This is a genomic window from Phenylobacterium sp. LjRoot225 (genome assembly GCF_964252855.1).
Lineage (GTDB): Bacteria > Pseudomonadota > Alphaproteobacteria > Caulobacterales > Caulobacteraceae > Phenylobacterium.
Genome location: NZ_CAXUPL020000006.1, coordinates 44,457 through 68,202, shown reverse-complemented (window position 1 = coordinate 68,202; position 23,746 = coordinate 44,457). Strand labels below are relative to the sequence as shown.

The window sequence follows — 23,746 nt, the reverse complement described above, 5'->3', positions numbered from 1 at the left end:
CTCCGCGCCTAGGGGGAGGGTCCGACCGTGGCCACGATCGCCATACCGCGTCTGAGCATGCCTGGGCTGGACGGCCTCAAGGCGGCGCTCGGCTCGCCCAAGATCCATGCGCTGGCCGCCGCGGGCCTGTTCGCCGCCTGCGCCGCGGCGGTCTTGCTGCTGCTGGGGCCGGCCACCGGAAAGCCGATCCGCATCCCCCTGCGGGCGACCTTCGACCATGCGCCCAAGGGCTGGCGCGAGGGGCTGGCCTCGTCGAGCATGGTCTGGCTCGCCGAAGACGTGCTGCACATGTCCAAGGGCGCAGCCGGCGCCACGCCGGTCCCGCAGGCGGCGAGCGCGGCGTCTCCGGCCGCCGCGGGCGCCCTGCCCCAGGCGCCGATCGCCGGCTTCTTCGCCCCCGGTCCCGGTGGTCCCCTGCCGATCATCGCCCAGGACGGCCGCACGCCCTTCGAGGCCTATGCGCGACCCTTCACCTCCAACGGCCGACCGAAGATCGCCATGGTGATCGGCGGGCTGGGGCTGAACGCGCGCGCCACCCAGGCCGCCATCCTCACCCTGCCGCCGCAGATCACCCTGTCCTTCGTGCCCTATTCGGAAGGCCTGCAGGGCTGGATCGACATGGCCCGCGCCCACGGCCACGAGGTGCTGCTCGAAACGCCGATGGAGCCGCTGGACTATCCGGACAACGATCCGGGCCCCTACACCCTGATGGCCGACGCGCCCGGACCGGAGACCGCCAAGAAGCTCGAGTGGATCCTGTCGCGCGCCAGCGGCTACTACGCCCTGACCAACTATCTCGGCTCCCGCTTCCTGGCCGACGACAAGGCCTATGAGAGCTTCCTGGGCGCGGTGCGCGGGCGGGGGCTGGGCTTCATCGACGACGGCCTGGCCGGTCGCCGCACGGGCGGGGGCGCGCCGCGGGCCTCGGCCGAACGCATCATCGACGACCAGCTGACCCAGGCGGCCATCGACCAGCAGCTGGTCAAGCTGGAGGCCAGCGCCCTGCAGCGGGGACAGGCGCTTGGCGCCGGCTTCGCCTATCCCGTAACCTTGGATAAGGTCGCGCATTGGGCGGAGAGCGTCGAACAGAGAGGCTACCAGCTGGCGCCCGCCTCGGCGCTGGCGATCAAGAAATGACCGAGCTTTCCCACTACCGGCCCAATGTGGGCGTGGTGTTGTTTCATCCGGACGGACGCGTCTGGCTGGGCCGCCGCATCAACACGCCCGAGCCGCACAACTGGCAGTTCCCGCAGGGCGGCGTCGACGACGGCGAGGATCTCGAGGCCGCCGCACGCCGCGAGCTGGCCGAAGAGACCGGCGCGCGCACCGCGACCTATCTGGGCCGCACCGACGGCTGGATCACCTACGACTTCCCCGAGAACCACGGCGGCTCCAAGGCCTCCCGCGGCTGGCGCGGGCAGAAACAGGTGTGGTTCGCCTTCCGCTTCGACGGCGAGGAGGCCGAGTTCGACCTGACCTCGCACGGCGAGCCGGAGTTCGACGCCTGGCGCTGGACCTATCTGGAAGACGCCCCGGAGCTGATCGTGCCGTTCAAACGGGCGGCCTATGACCTGGTGGCCCACGCCTTCGCCAGCTTCGCCGCGCCGCGGTCACACGCCCCGCCTGCGACCTGACGCCTATACCGCGTTGCAGCATCCTCTGATAGCTATCCAGCCGCAGCGCCGCTTCCGGCGTCTTGTCGCGCCCGGAGACCACCGATGAACCCGATCGTCATGGTGCACGGCGCCTTCGTCGGCGGTTGGTCCTTCGAAGAGTTCCGCACCCCCTTTGAAGCCGCCGGCCATCAGGTCGTGGCGCCGGACCTGCGCGGCCATGGGCCCGACGACCCGGCGGACCAGGTGATCGGCGTCTCCATCCAGGACTACGCCGACGACCTGGCAGCGCTCTGCGCCGGGTTCGACAAGCCGCCGATCCTGATCGGCCATTCGATGGGCGGCCTGGTGGTCCAGATGGCGGCGCGGCGCGTCCAGCCCAAGGCGCTGGTGTTGCTGGCGCCGTCGCCGCCCTGGGGCCTGGTGGGCTGGAGCGTCGAGGAGGCGATGACCGCCGTCGGCGCCCAGATGGCCAGCCTGCTGTCCAACGGGGCGGTCGAGCCGAGCCGCGAGATCATGCGCCACTGCAGCCTCGACAAGATGACCGCGGAGGACGCCGCCCCGATCCTGGCGCGCCTGCGCCCCGAGAGCGCGCGCGCCGTGCGCGAGACCCTGAACTGGTGGCTGGACCCCTTCATGACCACCAGCATCGGCTCAGGCCCGCTGCCGGTGCCCAGCCTGGTGATCTCCGGCGAGAGCGATCAGGTCCACCCGGCGGCCAGCGGCCGTCTCGTCGCCGAGCGGATCGGCGGCGCGTTCCTGAGCTTCCCGGAGATGAGCCATTGGCTGCCCGGCGAGCCAGGCTGGGAGGCGGTGGCCGACGCCGCGCTCGACTTCATCGGCCGCAAGGTCCGCGTCGCCGCCTGACGCGGGCGCCAGGCGGCAGGCGGCTCCTAGGCTCACTGGCCGGCGCGTTCCTGGTAGAACAGCATGCCGGTGTCGTACTTCGCGTTGAGCGGGGTGTCGTCCGGCTTGCGCCAGATCGAGAAGTTCACCGCGGTGGTGACGCCGGCGGTCTTGTCGACGTTCTCCCAAGACTTGCGGATCCGCTTCACCCCGTCGGCGTCGACATTGACGTAGTTGGCCTGCAGCATGAGCCGGGGCTGGTGCAGGAAGGACCAGATGTTCAGCGCGTCGGTGATCGGCTGGTCCCGGCCGACGGCGTAGCGGACTTCCGCCTGGCAGACCTTGGTCTGCGAGTACTGCGGCTGGAAGACGATGGCGTAGTCGCGGCCGCTGGCGAGCGGCATGGTCCAGGTGGCGTCGCGTCGGTTCGGCTTCAGGCCGGCCGCCTTGGCGGCGGCGTCCAGGCCCTGGCCGCGGACCGCCGGCAGGCAGACCTTCTCGATCGCCTGCAGGACCTGGGCCCCGTCGCCGGAGGTCGGCAGGGTCGGCGGCGGCTCCGCCGGGGCGGGAGCGGCCGGAGGCGCGGGAACGGCGGGGGCCGGAGCGGCTTCGGCGGCAGGAGGGGCGGCGGGCGCCGCCGGCGCGGCTGGCGGCTCCTGCGCATACGCAGCGCCGGCGAGGCCGGCTGTGACGATCAGGCTGGCAAGTGCGATGCGCATGGCGGTCCCCCGTTCAGATAGCGGAGCGCATAAAACGGGACCGCCATGCTGGAGGCAAGGCCTCAGCCCCATTCGGGCGATCTGCTTACCGGTTCTCCGGGCTTCCCCGTCACAGGCCTTCGCCGGCAGATCCGTCCCGTCCGGCATTCTTGAGAATGCTGGAAGCCCTTAAGGTCCATGGCAGATTGCAGCTCTGGCTTTCGCTCCAGTCAAGGATCGCGCCTGCGGCGCGGCCGCTGCGCGGCGGCCCTCCGGGCCGTCCTTGAGTGGAGCGAAAGCCAGAGCAAACTTGCCGACATGACCTTAAGAGCCGCCTCGTCGCTGGTTCTGTCGGCCCGCGTGGCGGTTGTTGCGCCGAGGTCTCGATTTCGGATCGATGCTGAGACCCTGAGCGAACTCTAGCTCCCCCGCATCGCGGGGGAGAGGACCCGCGGGCCGAGCGCAGCGAAGAGCGCGCGGGGGTGGGGGCAAGCCGTGCGCAAGACATCTCCGCAGCCGTAAGGCGAAGCGGCAAGGTTTTCGCCTGTGGCCTTCCCTCTCCACCCCTCGCTCTTCGCTGCGCTCGGCGAGCGGTCCCCCTCTCCCGCCACGAAGGCGGGAGAGGTAAAAACCACCCCATCCCTGCCCCTTCGAAGGTCCGCTCATAGACGATAGAAGCGCCTGCCTGAAACGCAAAAGGGCTCCCGCTCGGTCTGAGCGGGAGCCCTTTCGAGGTCTTGCAGACCGGCGCCTAGGCGGCCGGCTGCTCCACCGCGTGCTCGGCGAGCACGGTCAGGCCGTCCGGCGTCACGTCGGCGAAGCCGCCACGGATGTCGAAGGTCCGGACCTTGCCGTCGCTGAAGACCCGCAGCGGGCCTTCCTTGAGCGTCGTCATGAACGGCGCGTGGCCGGCCAGGACGCCGAAGTCGCCTTCGGCGCCCGGCGCGTCGACCTGGTCGACGTCGCCAGCGAAGAGCTCACGCTCCGGAGAGACGAGCGAGAAATGAAGCTTGGCGGCCATCGGACTTTAGGCTTCCGACGCCAGCTGCTCGGCCTTGGCCACCGCTTCGTCGATCGAACCGACCATGTAGAAGGCCGGCTCCGGCAGGTGGTCGCCTTCGCCGTCGCAGATCGCCTTGAACGAGCGGATGGTGTCCGCCAGCTCGACGAACTTGCCCGGCTGGTTGGTGAACTGCTCGGCCACGAAGAAGGGCTGCGACAGGAAGCGCTGGATCTTCCGGGCGCGGGCGACGATCAGCTTGTCGTCTTCCGACAGCTCGTCCATCCCCAGGATGGCGATGATGTCCTTCAGCGCCTTGTACTGCTGCAGGATCTCTTGCACGCGGCGGGCGGTCTCGTAGTGCTCCTCGCCGATCACCAGCGGGTCCATGATCCGCGAGGTGGAGTCGAGCGGGTCGACGGCGGGGAAGATGCCCTGCGAGGCGATGTCGCGGCTCAAAACGGTGGTCGCGTCCAAGTGGGCGAACGAGGTGGCCGGCGCCGGGTCGGTCAGGTCGTCGGCGGGCACGTAGATGGCCTGGACCGAGGTGATCGAGCCCTTGGAGGTCGAGGTGATCCGCTCCTGCAGGTTGCCCATCTCGGTGGCGAGCGTCGGCTGATAGCCCACCGCCGACGGGATCCGGCCCAGGAGAGCCGACACTTCCGAGCCGGCCTGGGTGAAGCGGAAGATGTTGTCGATGAACAGGAGCACATCCTTGCCCTCGACGTCGCGGAAGTACTCGGCCTGGGCGAGACCGGTGAGGGCGACGCGGGCGCGGGCGCCCGGGGGCTCGTTCATCTGGCCATAGACCAGAGCGCACTTGGAGCCTTCGCCGCCGCCGGGCTTGTTGACGTTGGACTCGATCATCTCGTGGTAGAGGTCGTTCCCTTCACGGGTCCGCTCGCCCACGCCCGCCAGGACGGAGTAGCCGCCGTAGGCCTTGGCGATGTTGTTGATCAGCTCCTGCATGGTCACGGTCTTGCCGACGCCGGCGCCGCCGAACAGGCCGATCTTTCCGCCCTTGGTGTAGGGGCAGAGCAGGTCGATGACCTTGATGCCGGTGACCAGCACTTCGGCCGAGGTGGACTGGTCGGCGAAGGACGGCGCCTCGCGGTGGATCGGGCTCATCAGCTCTTGCGAGATCGGGCCGGCTTCGTCGATCGGCTCGCCGATGACGTTCATGATGCGGCCGAGCGTGGCCGGGCCGACCGGCACGGTGATCGCCTTGCCGGTGTCCGCCACCGGCTGACCGCGGGTCAGGCCCTCGGTGGTGTCCATGGCGATGGTGCGGACGGTGTTCTGGCCGAGGTGCTGGGCGACTTCCAGCACCAGGCGGAACGGCGCGCCGGTCTTCTGGTCGGTGTTGGTGGTCTCCAGGGCGTTGAGGATCGCCGGGAGATGGCCGGTGAACTCGACGTCGACGACGGCGCCGATGACCTGGACGATCTTGCCGGTGGCGACGCCTTGGACGGCGGGGGCCTGGGACGCCGCAGCCTTGGCAGGCGCGCGGCGGGTGGGCTTCTTGGCGGGAGCTTCAGACATGTCGGGCTCTTTCGGACTAGAGCGCTTCGGCGCCGGAGATGATCTCGATCAGCTCCTTGGTGATCTGCGCCTGGCGTTGACGGTTATACTGCAGGGTGAGGGCGGAAATCATGTCGCCGGCATTGCGGGTGGCGTTGTCCATCGCCGTCATCTGCGAGGCGAAGAAACCAGCCTGGTTCTCCAGCATGGCGGAGAAGACCTGGGTCGTGAGATTCCGCGGCAGGAGCTCTTCGAGGATCTGGGCCTCGTCGGGCTCGTACTCGTAGGAGGCGCCCTTCAGATCGACGACGGGAGCGCCCGCCTGGACCTCGGCCGGGATCAGCTGCTTGCCGGTCGGGATCTGGGTGACCACCGACTTGAAGCGGCTGTAGAACAGGGTGACCACGTCGACGTCGCCGGCTTCGAACAGCTCGCGGATCTTGGCCGAGACCTCTTCCGCCCGGGCCAGCGACGGGCTGCCGCCGGCTTCGAAGGTCCCCACCGACAGGTCGCTGTAGAGCCTGTTCAGCTGGTCGCGGGCCTTGCGGCCGACGGTGAGGATGCGGACATCCTTGCCATCGGCCAGCAGCTTGCCGATCCGCTCGCGCGCGGCGCGCACGATGATCGTGTTGAAGCCGCCGGCGAGGCCGCGGTCGGAGGTCGCGACCACCACCAGATGGCGGCGGTCCGCGCCGGTGCCGACCAGCAGCTTCGGCGCGCCGTCGCCGTCCACGCCCGCGGCGAGGTTGGCGATGACCGCAGCCATTCGCTCGGCGTAAGGACGGGCGTTCTGCGCCGCGTCCTGCGCCCGGCGCAGCTTGGCCGCCGCCACCATCTGCATCGCCTTCGTGATCTTCTGCGTGGCTTTCACGCTTCCGATCCGATTGCGCATCTCCTTGAGGCTGGCCATCCCTTAAGATCTCTCTCCCGGGGCCAGGCTTAGGCGAAGTTGTCGGCGAAGGCGGCGAGCACCGACTTCAGCTGGTCTTCCACCGAGCCGAGATCCTTCTTGGTCCGGATGGTGTCGAGGATGTCCTGGTGCTGGCCGTGCATGTGGCTCAGCAGCTCGGATTCGAAGCGGCCGACGTTGGCGGTCGCGATCTTGTCCAGGAAGCCGCGGGTGCCGGCGTAGACCGACACGACCTGTTCTTCGACGGAAAGCGGCGAGTACTGGGGCTGCTTCAGGAGCTCGGTCAGGCGCTCGCCGCGCGCCAGCATGCGCTGGGTGGCGACGTCGAGGTCGGAGCCGAACTTCGCGAAGGCGGCCATTTCCCGATACTGGGCGAGCTCGCCCTTGATCGGCCCGGCCGCGGTCTTCATCGCCTTGATCTGGGCCGAGGAGCCCACGCGGCTGACGCTGATGCCGACGTTCACCGCCGGACGGATGCCCTGGAAGAACAGGTCCGTCTCGAGGAAGATCTGGCCGTCGGTGATCGAGATCACGTTGGTCGGGATGTAGGCCGACACGTCGTTGGCCTGGGTCTCGATGATCGGCAGGGCGGTCAGCGAGCCCGAGCCGTTGTCGGCGTTCAGCTTCGCGGCGCGCTCGAGGAGCCGGCTGTGCAGGTAGAAGACGTCGCCCGGATAGGCTTCGCGGCCCGGCGGACGGCGCAGCAGCAGCGACATCTGGCGGTAGGCGACGGCCTGCTTGGAAAGGTCGTCATAGATGATGACGGCGTGCATGCCGTTGTCGCGGAACCACTCGCCCATGGCGCAACCCGCGAACGGGGCCAGGAACTGCAGCGGGGCCGGCTCGGAGGCCGTCGCCGAGACGATGATGGTGTAGTCCAGGGCGCCGCGCTCTTCGAGCGTCTTGACGATCTGGGCGACGGTCGAGCGCTTCTGGCCGATGGCGACGTAGATGCAGTAGAGCTTGGCGCTCTCGTCGTCGCCGGCGTTGATCGACTTCTGGTTCAGGATGGTGTCGATCGCCACCGCGGTCTTGCCGGTCTGACGGTCGCCGATGATCAGCTCGCGCTGGCCGCGGCCGACCGGGATCAGGGTGTCGATCGCCTTCAGGCCGGTCTGCACCGGCTCGTGCACCGACTTCCGCGGAATGATGCCCGGCGCCTTGACGTCCACGCGGCGGCGCTCGGCCACGTTGGTCAGCGGGCCCTTGCCGTCGATCGGCTCGCCGAGCGGGTTGACCACGCGGCCCAGCAGGCCCTTGCCGACCGGCACGTCGACGATCTCGCTCAGGCGGCGGACTTCGTCGCCTTCGCTGATGGCGCGGTCTTCACCGAAGATCACGACCCCGACGTTGTCGCGTTCGAGGTTCAGGGCCATGCCCTTCACGCCGGCGGAGGGGAACTCCACCATTTCGCCGGCCTGGACGTTGTCGAGACCGAAGACGCGCGCGATGCCGTCACCGACGGACAGCACGGAACCGACGTCGGAAACGTCGGCTTCTTCGCCGAAATTGGCGATCTGCGATTTCAGGATGGCCGAGATTTCGGCGGCGCGGATGTCCATGTCTTACGCTCTCTTCAGGGCGAACTTTAGGGAATCGAGCTTCGAACGAAGCGAAGCATCGAACAGTCGGGAGCCGACCCGCACCTTGATGCCGCCGAGAAGGGCGGGATCGACGCGGGTCTCGATCTGGGGATCCTTGCCGAGCGCTTGGCGCAGAGCCTGGGCGACGCCCTTGGCCTGAGCGGCGGTCAGCGGCATGGCGGTGGTCACCTGGGCCTGGACTTCACCGCGCGCCTCGGAAGCGAGGCGCACGAAGTCGTCGATCACCGCGCCCAGGGCCGCGGTGCGGCCATTGGCGGCCAGGAGACCAAGGAACTTCTTGGTGGTGGCGGTGAAGCGGGCGGCGTTCGCGATCGCCGCGAGGCCCTTGCCCTTGTCTTCAGCGCCAAATGTCGGCGAACCGAGGAGCACGCGAAGATCGCGGCTCTCGGCGATCGCCGACTTGAGAGACTTCAGGTCCGCCTCAACCTTGACCACTTCATTCTGGTCTTTCGCAAGATCAAAGAGGGCCTGGGCATACCTGCCGCCGACATTCGAAGTCTGGGGATCGTCCGCCACTTAATTGTCCGTCCGGTGCGCATCGAAAGCCGCAGCGGAGGATTTTCCACCACGGCCTAACTGCTTGTAAACGCTTGGAAAAGCAGAACGAGAGCAGAGACCCGAAAGCCCCCGTCCCACAGCCGCGCGCCTGATAGCACGCAGATTTCTGCATCGCAACCAAACCACGGCCCCGTTCGGCCCGCAGACTCGCAATTTATGATCTTAGTGAGCGGATCGGCCGATATTGTCCGAGAAATGCGGGGCGATGGATCACCAAAAAGGCGCCCCGCTCGCGAGCGGGCGCCGCGGCCCGGCGGAGCCGCCGCATTCAGGCTTCGTCCAGGTTGTTGCGGCTACGAGCGCGATGCTAATGACGCCGTTCGGCGGGCGACTTTCAAACAGGACGACACATGGCCAATGCGCAGACGCCAGGATCCGGCGGTCGCGAGCCTCGCGAACCCCGCGGCCGGCGCTCTCCGCTTCAGGCCGCCCTCTATTGGGCGATGGTGCTCGGCGTCTGGGGCCTGATCTTCATCGTCGCCTTCTTCGCGGTGTTCGCCGTCGACCTGCCGGACACCTCCAAGCTCTACGACGTGAAGCGCCAGCCCTCGGTCTCCTATCTCGACCGCTCCGGGGCGATGGTCGCAGTCCGCGGCAGCCAGTACGCGCCGCCGGTCGACCTCGACAGGCTGCCGCCCTATGTGCCGAAGGCCTTCATCGCCATCGAGGACCGCTGGTTCTTCTACCACTTCGGTTTCAACCCCTGGGGCATCGCGCGCAGCACCTATTATAATGTGGCGCATCGCGGCGGCCCGCTCCGGGGCGGCTCGACCATCACCCAGCAGCTGGCGCGCAACCTCTTCCTGACGCCCAACCAGACCTACCGCCGCAAGGCCCAGGAGCTGATCCTGGCCGTCTGGCTGGAGGCGCGGTTCTCGAAGAAGCAGATCCTCGAACTCTACCTGAACCGGGTCTATTTCGGCGCCGGCGCCTACGGGATCGAGGCCGCCTCCCAGCGCTACTTCAACAAGCCCGCCGGGCAGCTGACCGTCGGCGAGTCCGCCATCCTCGCCGGGATGATGAAGGGGCCGTCGCGCTATTCGCCGGTCGCCGCCACCGACCGCTCCAGCCGCCGGGCCACCACCGTCCTCGACGAGATGGTCCGCATCCGCGCCATCACGCCTGACCAGCGCGACGAGGCGCTGCGCACCCCGGTGACCGTCAATCCGGTGCTGGCCAACCAGCGGGCGCAGTATTTCGTCGACTGGGTCGACGACCAGGTCCGCAACCTGGTCGGCGAGCCGACCGAAGACCTGGTGGTGGAGACCACCCTCGACCTGCCGCTGCAGGCGGTCGCCGAACAGAGCCTGAAGAGCGGCGTCGCCGCCGCCGCCCCGCAGGGGGTGCAGCAGGCCGCGCTCGTCTCCGTCGACGGCGAAGGCCGGGTGCGCGCCTACGTCGGCGGGACCAACTATCTGCAGACCCAGTTCGACCGGGTGACGATGGCGCGGCGCCAGGCCGGCTCGTCGTTCAAGCCCTTCGTCTATCTGACGGCGATGGAGGCCGGCCGCACGCCGGACACGCCGGTGGTCGACGAGCCGCTGACGATCGGCAAGTGGCAGCCGCGCAACTACACCGGCAAATACCTCGGGCCGATCACCCTGCAGACGGCGCTGAAGGAATCGATCAACACGGTCGCCGCCCGCCTCGCCAACGAAGTCGGCACCTCGAACGTGGCGGCCACCGCGCGGCGGCTGGGGATCACCTCGCCGATCCAGCAGGATCCGTCGATGGCCCTGGGCGCGGTCGAGGTCAGCCCGCTGGAGATGGCCCAGGCCTATACGCCGCTGTCGAACGGCGGCTTTTTCGCCAAGGCCTATGGGATCGAGCGAATCCGCACCGCCACCGGCCGGGTGCTCTACGACCACGGCCTTGGCCAGCCGGCCCCGGCGCCGGTGGACGCCAGCGGGCAGGTGTTGAATCCGGCCGACGCCGTCGCCGCCAATCGGCGCGCCGTCGTCGGCCAGCCGGCGCTGGCCTATATGAACCAGATGATGCGCCAGGTGCTGGTCTCCGGCACCGGGACGCGGGCGTTCGTGCCGGGCTACGACGAGGCGGGCAAGACCGGGACGACCAGCGACTACCGCGACGCCTGGTTCATCGGCTACACCGGCGGCTTCGTCACCGCCGTCTGGGTCGGGCGCGACGACAACACCCCGATGAAGCGGGTCACCGGCGGCGGCGCCCCGGCGGGCATCTGGCACGACTACATGGCCGCCACCCTGCCCCGGCTGCAGGCGACCCCCATCCCCGGCAGCGAACTGCCGAGCCCGGAGCCCCTGCCCGGCCAGGATCCGATCGGCGACATGCTGAACGGCGCCGCCGCGCCGCCCCCGCAGGAGCCGGCCTTCGAGACCCCGCCGCAGGATCCCAACACGCCGCCCTATTAGTAGAGAGAGGTGGCATCGCCGTTTCCGCGAAAACGGGCGCCGGAGTTATTTGTCCACGAAATACACGAAATACACGAATGGCCGTGCTGAGAGCGGCCGTCCGGCACGGCTGGGTCAATTCCAAAGGCCGGCCCTCCGCCGGCATAGCGACGAACATCTGGGTCCGCCCGTTCGTGTGGTTCGTGGACAAACAAGGCCAAGCTTCCCCGCCCCGACGCCAGCCGGCAAAGCTTTCGTGTAATTCGTGTATTTCGTGGTTCGAAAAACACGTGTCCCCGCTCGCGCGGAGACCATGGGATCAGGGCCGCCCGAAGGCGTGCAGCCGTGCGCCCTCGGCGCGGAGCCATTCGCGGTGCGGCCGGGCCTCGCCGACCAGGGCTTTCACATGGGCCCAGAACCTCGGGCCATGGTTCAGCTCCAGAAGGTGGGCGCACTCGTGGGCGGCGACATAGTCGGCGACCGCATAGGGCGCCAGCGCCAGGCGCCAGGAGTAGCGGATGGAGCCCGGCTGGCCGAGGCGGCCGGCGCGGCACGAACCCCAGCGGCCCTTGGCGTCGGCGACCGCCACCCTCGGCATCGGCGCGCCGAGGCGGGCGGCGTAGTGGGCGGTCCGCTCGGTCAGCACCTCCAGCGCGCGGCGCTTCAGCACCAGCATGACTGCGCGGGCGTAGCCCTCGCCTTCGCCCATTGCGGTGATCCGGGCAGGATAGTTCTCGCTGGCCGCCAGCCAGCGGGCGCGGCCGGTCCCGGCCTCCAGCCGCACGGTCTCGCCGAACACCTGCAGCGTCATGCCGGGCTGGATCGGCGAGGCCTGGGGCAGCTCGGCGATCCGCTCGGCGATCCAGACGGCGCGCTCGCGGGCGAAGGCGGCCGCCTCGCCCAGCCTGCGGGCCGAGGGCGCGGTCGCGACGATCTCGCCGCGGGCACGGTCCAGCCGGAGCGAGACGCGCCGGGCGCGCCGGTGAATTTTCAAGGTCACCACGGCGCCGGCTACGCTCAGCTGGTCACCGTCGGCGAAGGCGCGGCCGAACGGACTCATCGTCGGGGAATTTAGGCGGTGCGGCGCTGCTTGTCGAAGGTCGGTTGGGTGCGGCGGATGAAACCGCGGACGCGCGGATAGATCTCCTCGCGGAACCGTTTGCCGTTGAAGACCCCGTAGTGGCCGACCGTCGGCTGGACGTAGTCCTCCTTCAGCTCGTCCGGAAGGCCCGAGCAGAGGGCGTGGGCGGCCTGGGTCTGGCCGATGCCGGAGATGTCGTCGTTCTCGCCCTCGACGGTGAGAAGGCCGACGTCCTTGATCAGCTCCGGCCGGACCAGCCGCCCGTGGTGCTCGAGCTCGCCCTTCGGCAGCAGGTAGCGCTGGAACACCTTGTCGATGGTCTGCAGATAGAACTCCTCGGTCAGGTCGAGCACCGAGAGATATTCGTCGTAGAAGGCCAGGTGCTGGTCGGCGGAGTCGCCGTCGCCGCGCATCAGGTGCTGCAGATAGTTTCGATGCGCCTCCCTGTGGCGCTCCAGGTTCATCGACATGAAGGCCGCCAGCTGGACGAAGCCCGGATAGACCCGCCGCCCCAGGCCCGGATAGGGCGCCGGCACGGTGTGGATCACATTGGACTCGAACCAGGCGAACGGCTTGTCCTCGGCCAGCCGGTTGGTGACCGTCGGCGACAGGCGCGCGTCGATCGGCGAGCCCATGAAGGTCATCGAGGCGGGGCGGCTGTCCTCGCCGTCCTCGGCCATCAGGGCGGCGGCGGCGAGCGTCGGCGGCCCCGGCTGGCAGACCGCCACCACATGCGGCCGCGGGCCGAGGGCGCGCAGCATGTCGCGAATGTGATCGATAAAGTCGTGGAAGTCGAAGCGGCCTTCGAGCATCGGCACATTGCGCGCGTTCGACCACTCGGTGACGTAGACCTCGTGGTCCTGCAGGAAGGTGCGGACCGTTCCGCGCAGCAGTGTGGCGTAGTGGCCCGAAAGCGGCGCGACCAGCAGCACCGCGGGCTCCAGCTCGCGCCGCCCGGCCAGCCGCATGTCGCCCTTGTCGCGGGAGAAGTGGGTGAGCTTCGCCCAGGGCGAGCTCCAGGTCGTCTCCTCGGTCACCCGCACGGGCTGGCCGTCGATCGTCACCTCGTCGATTCCCCAGTCCGGCCGGCCATAGCGGCGGGTCAGGTTCACGAACAGGTCCGCGTTGGCGTAGATGCGTCGCGCGCCCTGGCTCTCCCGCAGCGGATTGAGCGGGGAGCTCCAGAAGTTCCGCGTCGCGAGCGCCGCGGCGCGCAGCGGTGTGGCGGCGTAGAAGCCGGCCTCGTACAGGGAATAGAGCATCAGTGGACCCTTGTGCGCCGCAACATAACACCCAAAGTCGTAAACAGCTCCCCCGCTTCGTGCGGCCCGATGCGGGCGTCCAGGCCTCTCCAAAGCGCCTAGAACCGCGTCAATTCAAGCGCATTCGATGTGTCGGACCCCAGATCCGCGACAATTTCCCGCAGCCACGCTTTCGTTGCGGCGCCGAAATGAGGTGGCGATGACGCAAGCGGCCCGCTCGCGCCTCAGCAGCTCTCGGCCTTGTCGCCCTTGGCCATGGCCGCCTGGATCCTGGCGGTGATCTGCTGCGGGGTCTCGTTGTAGGGAATGACGCAGACGAACCGGCCCTTGGGGTTCATCAGATAGGTGAAGGTCGAGTGGTCGACGCTGTAGGCGTCCCCCTCGCCGGCCTTGCGCTGGTAGTAGATGTGATAGGCCTTGGCGACGCCCGCGACCTGTTCGGCCGTGCCCGTCAGGCCCAGGACCCGCTTCGGGAAGGCGTCGGTCGAGAGATAGGTCGCCATCCGCTCGGGGGTGTCGCGCGCCGGATCGACCGAGATGAAGATGGTCTGGACCTCGGCGGCCTTCGGCCCCAGCAGCTTCTCGGCCTCGCCCAGGGCGAACAGGGTGGTCGGGCAGGCGTCCGGACAGTTGGTGAAACCGAAGAATACAGCGCTCCACTTGCCCTTGAGCACAGTCTGGTCAACCTTGCGTCGTGTCTGGTCCACCAGTTGGAACGGCCCGCCTACGGCGGCGGTTTGCGACTTGGGAGTCAGGACGCCCCGCCAGACGGCGACGCCCGTCAGGACGGCGAACGTCACGGCAAGGAGCGCGAGAATGACCGGCAGACGGCGACTCATGAGCGGTTCCCCACGGGCTGGCGACACGCCGCGACCTGAAATCGGCGTTGGAGCGCGCCTCAACTGGCGGATGCACCCATGCCGACAGCGCTGAAGCCCGGGGCGCTCGATAGGCCCCGACCGTCGCCGACGCAAGCCAACGAGCCGCCCGGCGCGGGCATCCTCGACGAGGTCGCGGTGCGTCATAGCCACCTAAGGGTGCGCACCCTGGTCAGCCTTCGCTGGCTGGTGATCGCCGGCGAGGTGCTGTTGCTGCTGGTGGTCGGGCTCGGCCTGGGCTTCCAGGCCCCCTATCCGCTGTGCTTCGCGGTGATCGGGGCGGCGGCCTGGCTCAACCTGCTGACCGGGGTCGCTTCGCCCGGCCAGCGGATGTTCGGCGACTGGGAGGGCGCCAGCCAGCTGGCGCTCGACGTTCTGCAGATCACCGCCCTGGTCTACCTGACCGGCGGCACGGCCAATCCGTTCGTCCTGCTGCTGATGGCCCCGGTGACGCTGGCGGCCGCCACCCTGACCCTGCGGCCCGTGCTCGCCCTGGGCTTCCTGGCCTGGCTCGCCGCCCTCGGCCTCGCCTTCTATTCCCTGCCGCTGCCGGGCGCCGCGGCGATCATCGGCGGACAAAGCTACCGGATCGGGGCGGCCATCGCCGTGATGGCGGGCGTCGCCCTGATCGCCGGCTATGTGCGCCAGGCCGCCGAGGAAGCGGCGCGCATGGCGCTGGCGCTGGATGTGACCCAGGCGGTCCTGGCGCGCGAGCAGCGGCTTTCAGCGCTGGGCGGCCTGGCCGCCGCGGCGGCGCACGAGCTCGGCACTCCGCTGGCGACGATCTCGATTGTCTCCAAGGAGCTGATCCGCGAGGCGCCCACGCCCCAGGTGCGGGAGGACGCCGAGCTGCTGATGGCCCAGGCCGAGCGTTGCCGCGAGATCCTCCGCCGGCTGACCGACCGGCCGGACGCGGCCTCCGACGAGGTCCACGAGCGGTTGTCGCTGCGCCAGCTGGTGCAGGAGGTGATCGAACCGCATGCAGACACGCCCGACGTACGGGTGGAGGCGATCGTCACCGGCGCGCCGGGCGCCGCGGCGCCGGACATTCGCCGCATGCCGGAGGTCACCCACGCCTTCACCTCCTTCGTCGAGAACGCCGTCGATTTCGCCGCCTCCGAGGTGCTGATCACCGCTCGCTTCGACGCGGACACCGTCTCGATGGAGGTGCGTGACGATGGGCCGGGCTTTGCGCCGGAGATCCTGGCCAAGCTGGGCGAGCCCTATGTCACCACCCGTCCGGGCGCGGAGGGTTCGCGCACCGGCCACATCGGCATGGGCCTGGGATTCTTTATTTCTAAGACGCTGTTGGAACGAACCGGTGCTGTAGTGACGTTTCAGAATGGGCGACCACGCGGTGCGATTGTGTCCGCGCGGTGGCCACGCCCAAAGATTGAGGCGCCAACGAGCTGAGCGGGCTTGCCGAACCAGGGCAACGTGCGACAGGATGACGCGGGCGATGGATCAGGGAGGCCCTTTAGGGGGTGACTGCATGACCGACCTTTCCGCTGACGTCGCAGCCCTGCCAGACAGGTCGCTGCTGGTGCTCGATGACGACGCCCCTCTGCGCACACGCCTCGGTCGAGCGCTCGAGCAGCGCGGGTTCGAACCGACCCTGGTGAGCAGCGTCTCCGAGGCGCTCACCGCGGTGCGGGCCAGTCCCCCCGCCTTCGCGGTTCTCGACATGCGCCTGGAGGACGGCAACGGGCTGAGAGTGGTGGAGGCGGTCCGCGAGGCGCGCCCCGACGCCAAGATCATCATGCTGACCGGCTATGGCAACATCGCCACCGCCGTGCAGGCGGTGAAGGCCGGCGCGGTCGACTACCTCTCCAAGCCCGCCGACGCCGACGACGTGGCCCGCGCCCTCTTGGCCAAGGGCGACGCCTCTCCGCCGCCGCCGGAAAACCCGATGAGCGCCGACCGGGTCCGCTGGGAGCACATCCAGCGGGTCTACGAGCTCTGCAACCACAACGTCTCGGAGACGGCGCGGCGGCTGAACATGCACCGCCGCACTCTCCAGCGGATCCTCGCCAAGCGCGCTCCGCGCTGAGCCAGGCGACGCAGGCGTCCGGGATGCGCGCCCGTCCCTCGGCCCGCCTGCTTGTGGTCGACCCCGCGGGGCGAGTGCTGCTGTTCCGCTTCGCCTTCCGCACCGGGCCGCTGGCCGGCCGGATCTTCTGGGCGACGCCCGGCGGGGCGCTGGAGCCCGGCGAAAGCTTCGAGGACGGCGCCCGGCGCGAACTCGCCGAAGAAACCGGCCTGACCATCGACCATCCGGGCGGGCAGATCGCCCGCCGCGAATTCGTCATGCGCGCGCCCGAGGGCGACGAGGTGCTGGCCGAGGAACGCTACTTCCTCGTGCGTGTCGCGCCCTTCACCCTGGCCGACGCCGGCTGGACCGAGCTGGAGCGCGAGATCATGACCGAGCACCGCTGGTGGACGCCGGACGAGATCGCCGTCGCCGAGGAGCAGATCTTCCCCGTCGACCTGTCGGACATGCTGGCGGCCGCGCTGGAGGCGAGTTAGGCCGGCGCGCCCGGCGGCCGGGCCGCCAGATATTCCTGCTGCATCTCGGCGGTCAGCACCTCGATCATGACGCTGTTCTCCAGCCAGAGCTCGACGACGCCGAACAGGCCCCCGCGCTTGCGGTACTTGGCTTCCCAGCCCTCGCGCGCAGCAATGGCGAAAATCTCCGCCTCCTCGAGCGGCGAGGCCACCGCCGCATGGCTGGCGGTGAAGCGGGAGGCCTGCGGATTGACCACCGCCGTCGCGTCGGCGTCACCCTCGGCGGGCTGAAGCTCGCAGCCGAAGGGATAGACCTCGATCAGGGTGTTCCGCTCGTCGCCGGCGAACGCCACCCACGAGCCGACGGCGACCGGCGGAAACGGCATGGCGCGGCCACGCCAGAGCTCAGCGATGACGCCGGCGACATGCTGCGGATTCTTCGCGGCGATGGAAAAGTGATGGATCATGGCCCTCCCCAGCCCAGGACATGCGCAGTCCCAATGCGCCATCCGGCGAGACAACTTGTAGCATGACAGGACGGAATGGCGACGGCGGCGCTGCGGCCGCCGTGGGCTGCACACCTGGAAGTCGCCAGACCCGTTCCCAACAGCTTGACCTTGCGCCACACTCGCCAGGGGTGTGAGGGGGCGATGATGCGTAGATTGATTGCGGTGGCCGCTTTGCTGGTCACGGCAAGCTCGCCGGCTGCGGCGGGAAAGCCTGGCGGCGAAGATCCTTGGGCGTCCCAGCCGACCGAGGCGGAATTTGCCGAAGCCCTCCCGGCGGACGTGCGCGCCGCGGGCGGGCGCGTGCTCCTGCGTTGCAAGGTCGATTCTCAGGGTGCGGTCTCCGCCTGTCGCGCGCTGGTGGAGACGCCGGCAGGAAAGGGCGCCGCCCAGGCGCTGATCGCGCTGGCGCCCAGGTACCGACTGAAACTCGAAGCCATCAAGGCGCTGGCGCCTGACGGTGAAATCGTCATCGGCCAGAGCTTCTACAAGCTGGAGACGCCCCCGGAGTGGCGGCGACGCCCGACACCTGAAAGCCTGCGCGCCGTCTGGCCTACCGAAGCCTGGAAGCGGGGCCGCGACGGCCGAGCCACGATCAACTGTCTCGTCGCGCCGTCCGGCAGCCTCTACGACTGCGCGGTCCTGTCAGAAAGCCCGTCCGGCGAGAACTTCGGCGTCGCCGCCATCGCACTGACGCCGCAACTTCTCATGTGGCCGGCGAAACAGGGCGGCCAGCCGGTTGTCAGCGACGTCAGCATTCCGGTCGCTTTCAAAGGCGCGGGCGGCGTGAACCCAGCCATGCCGGGCCGACGCCTTATCCCGGCCGCCTTACCCTGGACCTTGGCGCCCAGCATCTCTGACGTCGCGAGCCTCTACCCTCCCAAGGCGCGCGCCGGCCGTGTCGCCGGCTATGTCTCCCTGAACTGCCGGCTGGAAAAGACCGGCCGATTGAAGGGGTGCGAGATCCTGCGCGAGGAGCCGAAGCAGCAGGGCTTCGGCGCCGCCGCCAAGGCGCTCTCCAGCCGCTTCCAGTTGGATCCGGGCGAGCTCAAGGACGCGTCGTTGACCGGGGTGAGCGTCAACCTGCCGATCGCCTTTGACCCGAACGCGATCGAGCACGCGACGCCGGGCAAGGCGCTCTGGACCCGCACCCCGGACTATGAAGCCCTAAAAGCCGCCCTGGCCGACCTCAAGGCGTGGGAAGGTCAGGGCCAGGCCGTTCTCGAATGTATGGTGGGACAGGGCGGACACCTCGAAACCTGCCGGGTGGCGTCCGAACAACCGAACGGCAGCGGACTCGGTCAGGCGGCGCTCGCCCTACAGAAGAGCTTTGGCCTCACGACCTGGAGCAACGAGGGCCTTGCGGTGATCGGCGGGGCGATTCGTGTTCCCGTCCGCTTCGATATCGCGCCGGCGGCCCCGCCGGCACAGGCCGCGGCCGCGCCCAAGCCCTGACGCCTACTCCAGCGCAGCCGTCGGCACGCCGGCCGCCCGCATCGCTGCGAGCCTCGCGAACCCCAGGGTGAGCGATTTGCGCCGGGCGCCCACGAGCGGCTCGGACGGCGCCTCGCGCAGCACCGCGCCGCCGAAGGCGTCGGCGACGATCAGGCCGGGCTCCTCGGGCAGGACCTGGCGCGGAAACTCCGGGCCGACGGCGAAGGCGAAGGCGTCGCAGTAGGGCCGGTACTCCCACCATTTCTGGTCGGTGCGAAAGTCTTCGAGGCTGGACTTCACCTCGACGATGAAGATCTGCCCCTTGGGGCCCAGGGCCATCAGGTCGGCGCGACGGCCGTTCGGCAGGGTGACCTCGGCCAGCGGGGCGTAGCCCAGGGCGGACAGCAGGCGCGCGGCGCCGCGCGTCACCTGGGCGGTGGTCTCGGGCCGCGAGGCCGTGACGAGGGTGACGGCGATCTCCATGCAGCCGCCAATGTTCCGCATGCGTTCCGGATATGCAAGGCCCGTAGGCCCGGCTGTGGGCGCCTCAGCTGCGCGCCGGCAGCGGGAATTCCAGCCGGCCGGGATCGAAGCCGAGCTGGCGGATGCGGGCGATGGCCTGGGCCTTGATCGCCGAGGGCAGGGTCGGCTTCTGCGACATCAGCCACATGTACCGGCCGTCGCGGGTCGACAGCAGCAGCCAGCCCTCGGCCGGCCGGTGGTCGAGCACCTGATAGTCCTGGCTGACCAGGCCGCCGAAGAAGGTCATGCGGAACTTGGTGTTCGAAGGATCGGCCACCCGCGCCTTGGCGCGCCACTCGGCGACCGGGCCGTCGGGCGCGCCCTTGTGGCAGGACTGCACGACCGAGAAGCCGTCCTTGGTTCGGGTCCATTCCGAGGCCCCGCCGGTGCAGCCGCGCTGCAGCTGGTTGGGAACCCGCGCCACCTCGTACCAGCGGCCCATCATGCTGGTGAGCTCGATCTTCTGCACCGGCTCCGGCGCAGCCGTGGCCGGCGCTGCGGCGAGGGTGGCGCACAGCACGGCGAGGACGAGGAACAGTCGCTTCAGCATGGGCCTTCGATACCGACGCAGAATGAGGAAAAAACGGCCGCCGACCGATATCGGGGCGCCGCATAACGACGCAATGAAAGCCTGGCCATATTGCGGCGGGAAGGTTAACGCCACCGATACAATTGCGGCCGCACGACGTCCAAACGCCCCGGGACGGACGTCTAAGGGGTCCGCCAGGTCAGCGTTTGTCGCGGAAAAAGGCGCGCAGGTCCTCGACGATGAGCCCGGGCTCCTCCGCGGCGGCGAAGTGGCCGCCGGCGGGCATGTGGGTCCATCGTTGAAGATTATAATAGCGCTCCGCCCATTTGCGCGGCGGGTGGGTCAGCTCCTGCGGCATGACGGCGATCGCCGTGGGCGCCTCGACCACCGGCAGGCGGACGTGGCTGGGCCGCCAAGGGTCGTGATAGCCCTCGTAGTAGAAGCGGGCGGACGTTCCGTAGCTGCCGGTGACCCAGTACAGCATGGCCAGGTCGATCAGCTCGTCATTGTCGAAGCGGCGCTCGACGTCGCCGCCGCAGTCGCTCCATTTCCGGCGCTTCTCGACCAGCCAGGCCAGCAGGCCCGCGGGCGAATCGTTGAGGCCGACGGCCGGGGTCATCGGCTTGGTCTTCTGCAGCGCCATGTAGCCGGTCTCTTCCTGGGCGAAGGCGGCCATCCTGTGCAGCAGGGGCCGCTCCTCGGGCGTGAAGTCGGCCTTGTCGAACTTGCCGGTGGTCAGGAAGTCCAGCGGCGAGGGCGTGTGGATGTGGACGCCGATCATCCGCTGGGCGTGCTTGTGGCCGAGCTGGGCGGAGACGAACGAGCCCCAGTCGCCGCCCTGGGCCGCGAACCGCCCGTAGCCCAGCTGGTCCATCAGCGAGACCCAGAGGTCGGCGGTCTTCCACCAGTTGATCCCCGGCGTCCGCAGCGGCGTCGAGAAGCCGTAGCCGGGCAGCGAGGGCACGACGACGTCGAACGCATCCGCCGGGTCGCCGCCATGCGCCGCCGGATCCGTCAGCGGCCCGATCACCTTGCGATAGTCCCAGAAGGTCCAGGGCCAGCCGTGCGTCAGGATCAGCGGGATCGGATTCGATCCCTTGCCCTTCTGGTGGACGAAGTGGATGCGCAGGCCCTCGACCTCGGTGGTGAACTGCGGCAGCGCGTTCATCAGCCGCTCGCGGGCGCGCCAGTCGTAGCGCTCGCGCCAATGAGCCACGAGGGTCTTGAAGTAGGCGACGTTCGCGCCGTAGCGCCAGTCGTCGTTGGCGAAGTCGTCGGGCCAGCGCGTCGCCGCCAGCCGCCGGTCGAGATCGGTCAGCACCTCGTCCGCCACCGCGATCGTGAAAGGCTCCATCCCGTCTCCTCCCGGCCGCGGACCGCGGGGGCGATCTGATCGTCGCCCTCACCCCACAGGCTTTGACAATGCGGCCCATTGCGAATGTGCTGGGCGTCCGCGGCAATGCAAACTTCGCGGCAGGGCGCGTCCGGTCAAGCCGGTAAGCCCCTAGGACAAAAGGGAGAGACGCCGTGCTGGACGCCGCCGCCATCATCGCCGAGGCCGAAGCCAAGGTCGGGATCGCCGACAGCGATGTGGAGCTGCGGCCGAACCTCGAGGCCCTGGTCGCCTCGATCAACGCCGATGCGCGCATGCCGCCCTGGGGCGAGGCGATCACCCACCGCGGCCTGGCGGCCCGCACGATCGACCGGCTGGAAGGGCTGAAGTGGCTGCGCGACCATCCGGAGATCGCCGAGGAGACCGTCGTCGCCCCGGTCTTCCTCACCGGCCTGCCGCGCTCCGGGACCACAGCCTTCCAGTACCTGTTCGACCGGGATGCGCGGTTCCGGATGATCCGCACCTGGGAAGGCATCACCCCCTCGCCGCCGCCGGGCGCCGACCCCGCCTCGGTCGTGCGCCGCAAGGCCGAGGAAGAGATGCGCCGCCGTGAGGCCCATCCGAAGGTCGAGGGCTTCGAAGCCCTGCACCTGCATGACTACGACGGGCCGGAGGAATGCCACGCCTTCCTGGAGCAGTCCTACGCCGCGGCCGGCTTCAACAACCTGCTGAACGTGCCGTCCTATTTCGACCAGCTGGTCGACGAGATCGACTTCGCCGCCGCCTATCGCATCCACAGGCGCCAGCTGCAGCTGCTGCAGTGGCGCACGCCCCAGCCCCGCTGGGCGCTGAAATATCCCAACCATGTGCTGGCGATGGACGAGATCCTGGAGGTCTACCCCGACGCCCGCTTCGTCATGACCCACCGCGATCCGGTGCAGACCCTCGCCTCGATCTCGAAGATGAGCCTCAAACTGCGCGAGGTGCGCACTGACGAGCCGGTCGATCCGCATGAGGTCGGCCGACAGATGCTGCATTTCGTCCAGCGCCATATCGACCGGATCCTGGACTTCGCCGCCGGCCCCGACGCCGGCAAGGTGGTCCATGTCGACTACTACCGCATGCTCGAAGAACCCGTCGGCGTGATGACCGAGGTCCACCACGGCCTGGGCGTCGCCTCTCCGCGCGAGGTCCTGGAGGCGGTCGCCGACTGGCGCCGGCGCAACCCGAAGGGCGCGCGCGGCTCCAACCCCTACGCCCTGGAGCAGTTCGGCCTGAACGCCGAGGCCGTCGCCGAGCAATTCGGCGACTACATGCGCCGGTTCGACATTCCCCGGGAGCAGGCCGGCCTGGCAAGGACGGCGGCTTAGCCACCTGCGCCGAACGCCCCCTCACCCGCTTCGCGGGAGCTCCCCCGCAAGCGGTGGAGCATCTCCGGCTCAGATCCTCCACCGCGCAGCGGGGGAGGTGTCGGCGAAGCCGACGGAGGGGGCGTTCGGCTCCGCCTCAGCCGCGCGCCTCGATCGCCTCGATCTGGGCGTCGGAGAGGCCGAAGTGGTGGCCGATCTCGTGGACCAGGACGTGCTCCACCAGGGCCTCGAGGGCGACGTCGCCGCGCTCGGCCCATTCGTCGAGGATCGGCCGGCGGTAGAGGAAGACCATCGAGGGCTGCGGCGCGGGGTCGAGAACCGAGCGGCTGCCGAGGTCGACGCCCTGATAGAGGCCGGTCAGCTCAAAGGCGTCCTCGATCCCAAGCTCTTCAAGCACGTCCGCCGGCGCGAAATCCTCGACCCGGAACAGCACCTCCCCGGTCAGCCGGCGGAATTCCGCCGGCAGGGCGGCGAAGGCGCGCTCGGCCAGGGCCGCGAGATCGTCGAGGCTGGGGGCGGGACCGAACTCAGTCATGCACTGCGGCCGTGAAGCCCCCTCCACCGTTGGCCTCATTCATCCGGCACCACGATGCTCGGATTTTCCGGCAGGCGGGTTTCGAACAGGCCGATGTCGAGCGGCTGCTGCGGCTCCACCGGGCGGAGCGGTTGGCGGGCGATGGCCCGCAGGGTCGCCGCGTCGACGGAGGCGCGGGCGCGGCGCGCCTGGCGGGCTTGAGGCGCCTCCAGCGGGCGCTCGGCGCTGGCGACCCGCCAGTAGGAGACCGACAGCCGCCAGACCGTGCGGGGCGGCGTCTCCGGCGGGGCCGGCCAGCGGCGGCCGTCCTGGTAGGTCGGCTGGATAGGGCCCAACGGCGCGCTGCGGCCGGGCTCGACGACCACGTGCTCGACCAGCTTGCACCAGCGGTCTTCGATGGCGGGGGTGAAGCCGGATCGGTCGTCCTCGACCCGTCCCCTGTAGGCCTCGAGCGCCGCCTCGCGGGTGGCGAAGGCCGGGCCCACGGCGTCGGTGGTGAAGACGACCGCCTCGCCCATGGCGACGGCGGCCTCGCGCTCGCGCGCCGCCCGGGCCTTGGGCTGGCTCAGCGCCAGCTCCGCATTGGCGGCGACGGGATAGAGGATGGCGGTCATGTCGCGGATCATATGGAGCAAAAGCGCTCCGGGATAAACGCGCCGGACGTGCTTGCGG

The 23,746-nt window shown here is 69.2% G+C and carries 24 protein-coding genes; 9 read left to right on the top strand and 15 right to left on the bottom strand.

Features of this window, described 5'->3' with window-relative positions; translation table 11 throughout:
• The first annotated feature begins 27 nt into the window (after positions 1 to 27).
• From ACSQ2B_RS24985 to ACSQ2B_RS24975, 3 genes are all read left to right on the top strand, one after another.
• Complete coding sequence (locus ACSQ2B_RS24985) at positions 28 to 1,137, top strand: divergent polysaccharide deacetylase family protein (protein ID WP_436054118.1); 1,110 nt, start codon at positions 28 to 30, stop codon at positions 1,135 to 1,137.
• Positions 1,134 to 1,634, top strand: coding sequence for an RNA pyrophosphohydrolase (locus tag ACSQ2B_RS24980; protein ID WP_436054117.1), 501 nt, complete (start codon positions 1,134 to 1,136; stop codon positions 1,632 to 1,634). The genes ACSQ2B_RS24985 and ACSQ2B_RS24980 overlap by 4 nt, the downstream gene beginning before the upstream one ends.
• Before the next feature lie 84 nt (positions 1,635 to 1,718).
• Positions 1,719 to 2,480 (top strand): alpha/beta fold hydrolase, encoded by a 762-nt coding sequence (locus ACSQ2B_RS24975; RefSeq protein ID WP_436054116.1) that lies wholly within the window; start codon positions 1,719 to 1,721, stop codon positions 2,478 to 2,480.
• 32 nt (positions 2,481 to 2,512) lie between these two features.
• Here the strand turns inward: ACSQ2B_RS24975 and ACSQ2B_RS24970 are convergent, their stop codons facing one another.
• The 6 genes from ACSQ2B_RS24970 to ACSQ2B_RS24945 form a co-directional block, all read right to left on the bottom strand.
• On the bottom strand, positions 2,513 to 3,178 hold the full coding sequence (locus tag ACSQ2B_RS24970; RefSeq protein WP_436054115.1) for a hypothetical protein: 666 nt from the start codon (positions 3,176 to 3,178) through the stop codon (positions 2,513 to 2,515).
• Between the two features lie 730 nt (positions 3,179 to 3,908).
• On the bottom strand, positions 3,909 to 4,178 hold the full coding sequence (locus ACSQ2B_RS24965; protein WP_436054114.1) for an ATP synthase F1 subunit epsilon: 270 nt from the start codon (positions 4,176 to 4,178) through the stop codon (positions 3,909 to 3,911).
• A gap of 6 nt (positions 4,179 to 4,184) precedes the next feature.
• Entirely contained in the window at positions 4,185 to 5,699 is a 1,515-nt protein-coding gene (gene atpD / locus ACSQ2B_RS24960; protein WP_436054113.1) for a F0F1 ATP synthase subunit beta, read from the bottom strand.
• Positions 5,700 to 5,715: 16 nt separating this feature from the next.
• The gene (locus ACSQ2B_RS24955) at positions 5,716 to 6,588 is read right to left on the bottom strand and encodes a F0F1 ATP synthase subunit gamma (protein ID WP_436054112.1); all 873 of its coding nucleotides are present in this window, start codon (positions 6,586 to 6,588) and stop codon (positions 5,716 to 5,718) included.
• Between the two features lie 29 nt (positions 6,589 to 6,617).
• Positions 6,618 to 8,150: a F0F1 ATP synthase subunit alpha gene (atpA, locus tag ACSQ2B_RS24950; RefSeq protein ID WP_436054111.1), complete on the bottom strand. Its 1,533-nt coding sequence runs from the start codon at positions 8,148 to 8,150 to the stop codon at positions 6,618 to 6,620.
• A gap of 3 nt (positions 8,151 to 8,153) precedes the next feature.
• Positions 8,154 to 8,708, bottom strand: coding sequence for a F0F1 ATP synthase subunit delta (locus ACSQ2B_RS24945; protein ID WP_436054110.1), 555 nt, complete (start codon positions 8,706 to 8,708; stop codon positions 8,154 to 8,156).
• A gap of 392 nt (positions 8,709 to 9,100) precedes the next feature.
• On the opposite strand from ACSQ2B_RS24945, the gene ACSQ2B_RS24940 reads away from it, so the two are divergent.
• Positions 9,101 to 11,140, top strand: a complete 2,040-nt coding sequence (locus ACSQ2B_RS24940) for a transglycosylase domain-containing protein (RefSeq protein ID WP_436054109.1) — start codon at positions 9,101 to 9,103, stop codon at positions 11,138 to 11,140.
• 298 nt (positions 11,141 to 11,438) lie between these two features.
• Here the strand turns inward: ACSQ2B_RS24940 and ACSQ2B_RS24935 are convergent, their stop codons facing one another.
• The 3 genes from ACSQ2B_RS24935 to ACSQ2B_RS24925 form a co-directional block, all read right to left on the bottom strand.
• Positions 11,439 to 12,179 (bottom strand): M48 family metallopeptidase, encoded by a 741-nt coding sequence (locus ACSQ2B_RS24935; protein ID WP_436054108.1) that lies wholly within the window; start codon positions 12,177 to 12,179, stop codon positions 11,439 to 11,441.
• An 11-nt stretch (positions 12,180 to 12,190) separates the two neighbouring features.
• A complete protein-coding gene (locus tag ACSQ2B_RS24930; protein WP_436054107.1) occupies positions 12,191 to 13,462 on the bottom strand; it encodes a polyhydroxyalkanoate depolymerase in 1,272 nt (423 codons plus the stop codon).
• Positions 13,463 to 13,686: 224 nt separating this feature from the next.
• Positions 13,687 to 14,301, bottom strand: a complete 615-nt coding sequence (locus ACSQ2B_RS24925) for an SCO family protein (RefSeq protein ID WP_436054106.1) — start codon at positions 14,299 to 14,301, stop codon at positions 13,687 to 13,689.
• A 78-nt stretch (positions 14,302 to 14,379) separates the two neighbouring features.
• On the opposite strand from ACSQ2B_RS24925, the gene ACSQ2B_RS24920 reads away from it, so the two are divergent.
• The 3 genes from ACSQ2B_RS24920 (at position 14,380) to ACSQ2B_RS24910 (ending at position 16,866) form a co-directional block, all read left to right on the top strand.
• Positions 14,380 to 15,753, top strand: coding sequence for an ActS/PrrB/RegB family redox-sensitive histidine kinase (locus tag ACSQ2B_RS24920; RefSeq protein ID WP_436054105.1), 1,374 nt, complete (start codon positions 14,380 to 14,382; stop codon positions 15,751 to 15,753).
• Between the two features lie 79 nt (positions 15,754 to 15,832).
• Positions 15,833 to 16,390, top strand: a complete 558-nt coding sequence (locus tag ACSQ2B_RS24915) for an ActR/PrrA/RegA family redox response regulator transcription factor (protein ID WP_436054104.1) — start codon at positions 15,833 to 15,835, stop codon at positions 16,388 to 16,390.
• 23 nt (positions 16,391 to 16,413) lie between these two features.
• Complete coding sequence (locus ACSQ2B_RS24910; RefSeq protein ID WP_436054103.1) at positions 16,414 to 16,866, top strand: NUDIX hydrolase; 453 nt, start codon at positions 16,414 to 16,416, stop codon at positions 16,864 to 16,866.
• On the opposite strand, the gene ACSQ2B_RS24905 is transcribed toward ACSQ2B_RS24910, so the two are convergent.
• Positions 16,863 to 17,312, bottom strand: a complete 450-nt coding sequence (locus ACSQ2B_RS24905; RefSeq protein WP_436054102.1) for a hypothetical protein — start codon at positions 17,310 to 17,312, stop codon at positions 16,863 to 16,865. The genes ACSQ2B_RS24910 and ACSQ2B_RS24905 overlap by 4 nt on opposite strands.
• A 75-nt stretch (positions 17,313 to 17,387) precedes the next feature.
• Here ACSQ2B_RS24905 and ACSQ2B_RS24900 point away from each other — a divergent pair, with 75 nt between their 5' ends.
• Complete coding sequence (locus ACSQ2B_RS24900) at positions 17,388 to 18,806, top strand: TonB family protein (protein WP_436054101.1); 1,419 nt, start codon at positions 17,388 to 17,390, stop codon at positions 18,804 to 18,806.
• 3 nt (positions 18,807 to 18,809) lie between these two features.
• Here ACSQ2B_RS24900 and mmcB read toward each other — a convergent pair whose 3' ends face one another.
• The 3 genes from mmcB to ACSQ2B_RS24885 form a co-directional block, all read right to left on the bottom strand.
• Positions 18,810 to 19,268 (bottom strand): DNA repair putative endonuclease MmcB, encoded by a 459-nt coding sequence (gene mmcB, locus ACSQ2B_RS24895; RefSeq protein ID WP_436054182.1) that lies wholly within the window; start codon positions 19,266 to 19,268, stop codon positions 18,810 to 18,812.
• Positions 19,269 to 19,332: 64 nt separating this feature from the next.
• Positions 19,333 to 19,857, bottom strand: coding sequence for a lipocalin family protein (locus tag ACSQ2B_RS24890; protein WP_436054100.1), 525 nt, complete (start codon positions 19,855 to 19,857; stop codon positions 19,333 to 19,335).
• Positions 19,858 to 20,035: 178 nt separating this feature from the next.
• Positions 20,036 to 21,190, bottom strand: a complete 1,155-nt coding sequence (locus tag ACSQ2B_RS24885; protein ID WP_436054099.1) for an epoxide hydrolase family protein — start codon at positions 21,188 to 21,190, stop codon at positions 20,036 to 20,038.
• 173 nt (positions 21,191 to 21,363) lie between these two features.
• On the opposite strand from ACSQ2B_RS24885, the gene ACSQ2B_RS24880 reads away from it, so the two are divergent.
• Positions 21,364 to 22,539: a sulfotransferase family protein gene (locus tag ACSQ2B_RS24880; RefSeq protein ID WP_436054098.1), complete on the top strand. Its 1,176-nt coding sequence runs from the start codon at positions 21,364 to 21,366 to the stop codon at positions 22,537 to 22,539.
• 136 nt (positions 22,540 to 22,675) lie between these two features.
• Here ACSQ2B_RS24880 and ACSQ2B_RS24875 read toward each other — a convergent pair whose 3' ends face one another.
• Together ACSQ2B_RS24875 and ACSQ2B_RS24870 are read right to left on the bottom strand one after the other, a co-directional pair.
• Positions 22,676 to 23,074: a metallopeptidase family protein gene (locus tag ACSQ2B_RS24875; RefSeq protein ID WP_436054097.1), complete on the bottom strand. Its 399-nt coding sequence runs from the start codon at positions 23,072 to 23,074 to the stop codon at positions 22,676 to 22,678.
• A 35-nt stretch (positions 23,075 to 23,109) separates the two neighbouring features.
• Complete coding sequence (locus tag ACSQ2B_RS24870) at positions 23,110 to 23,688, bottom strand: hypothetical protein (protein WP_436054096.1); 579 nt, start codon at positions 23,686 to 23,688, stop codon at positions 23,110 to 23,112.
• Positions 23,689 to 23,746: the final 58 nt, after the last annotated feature.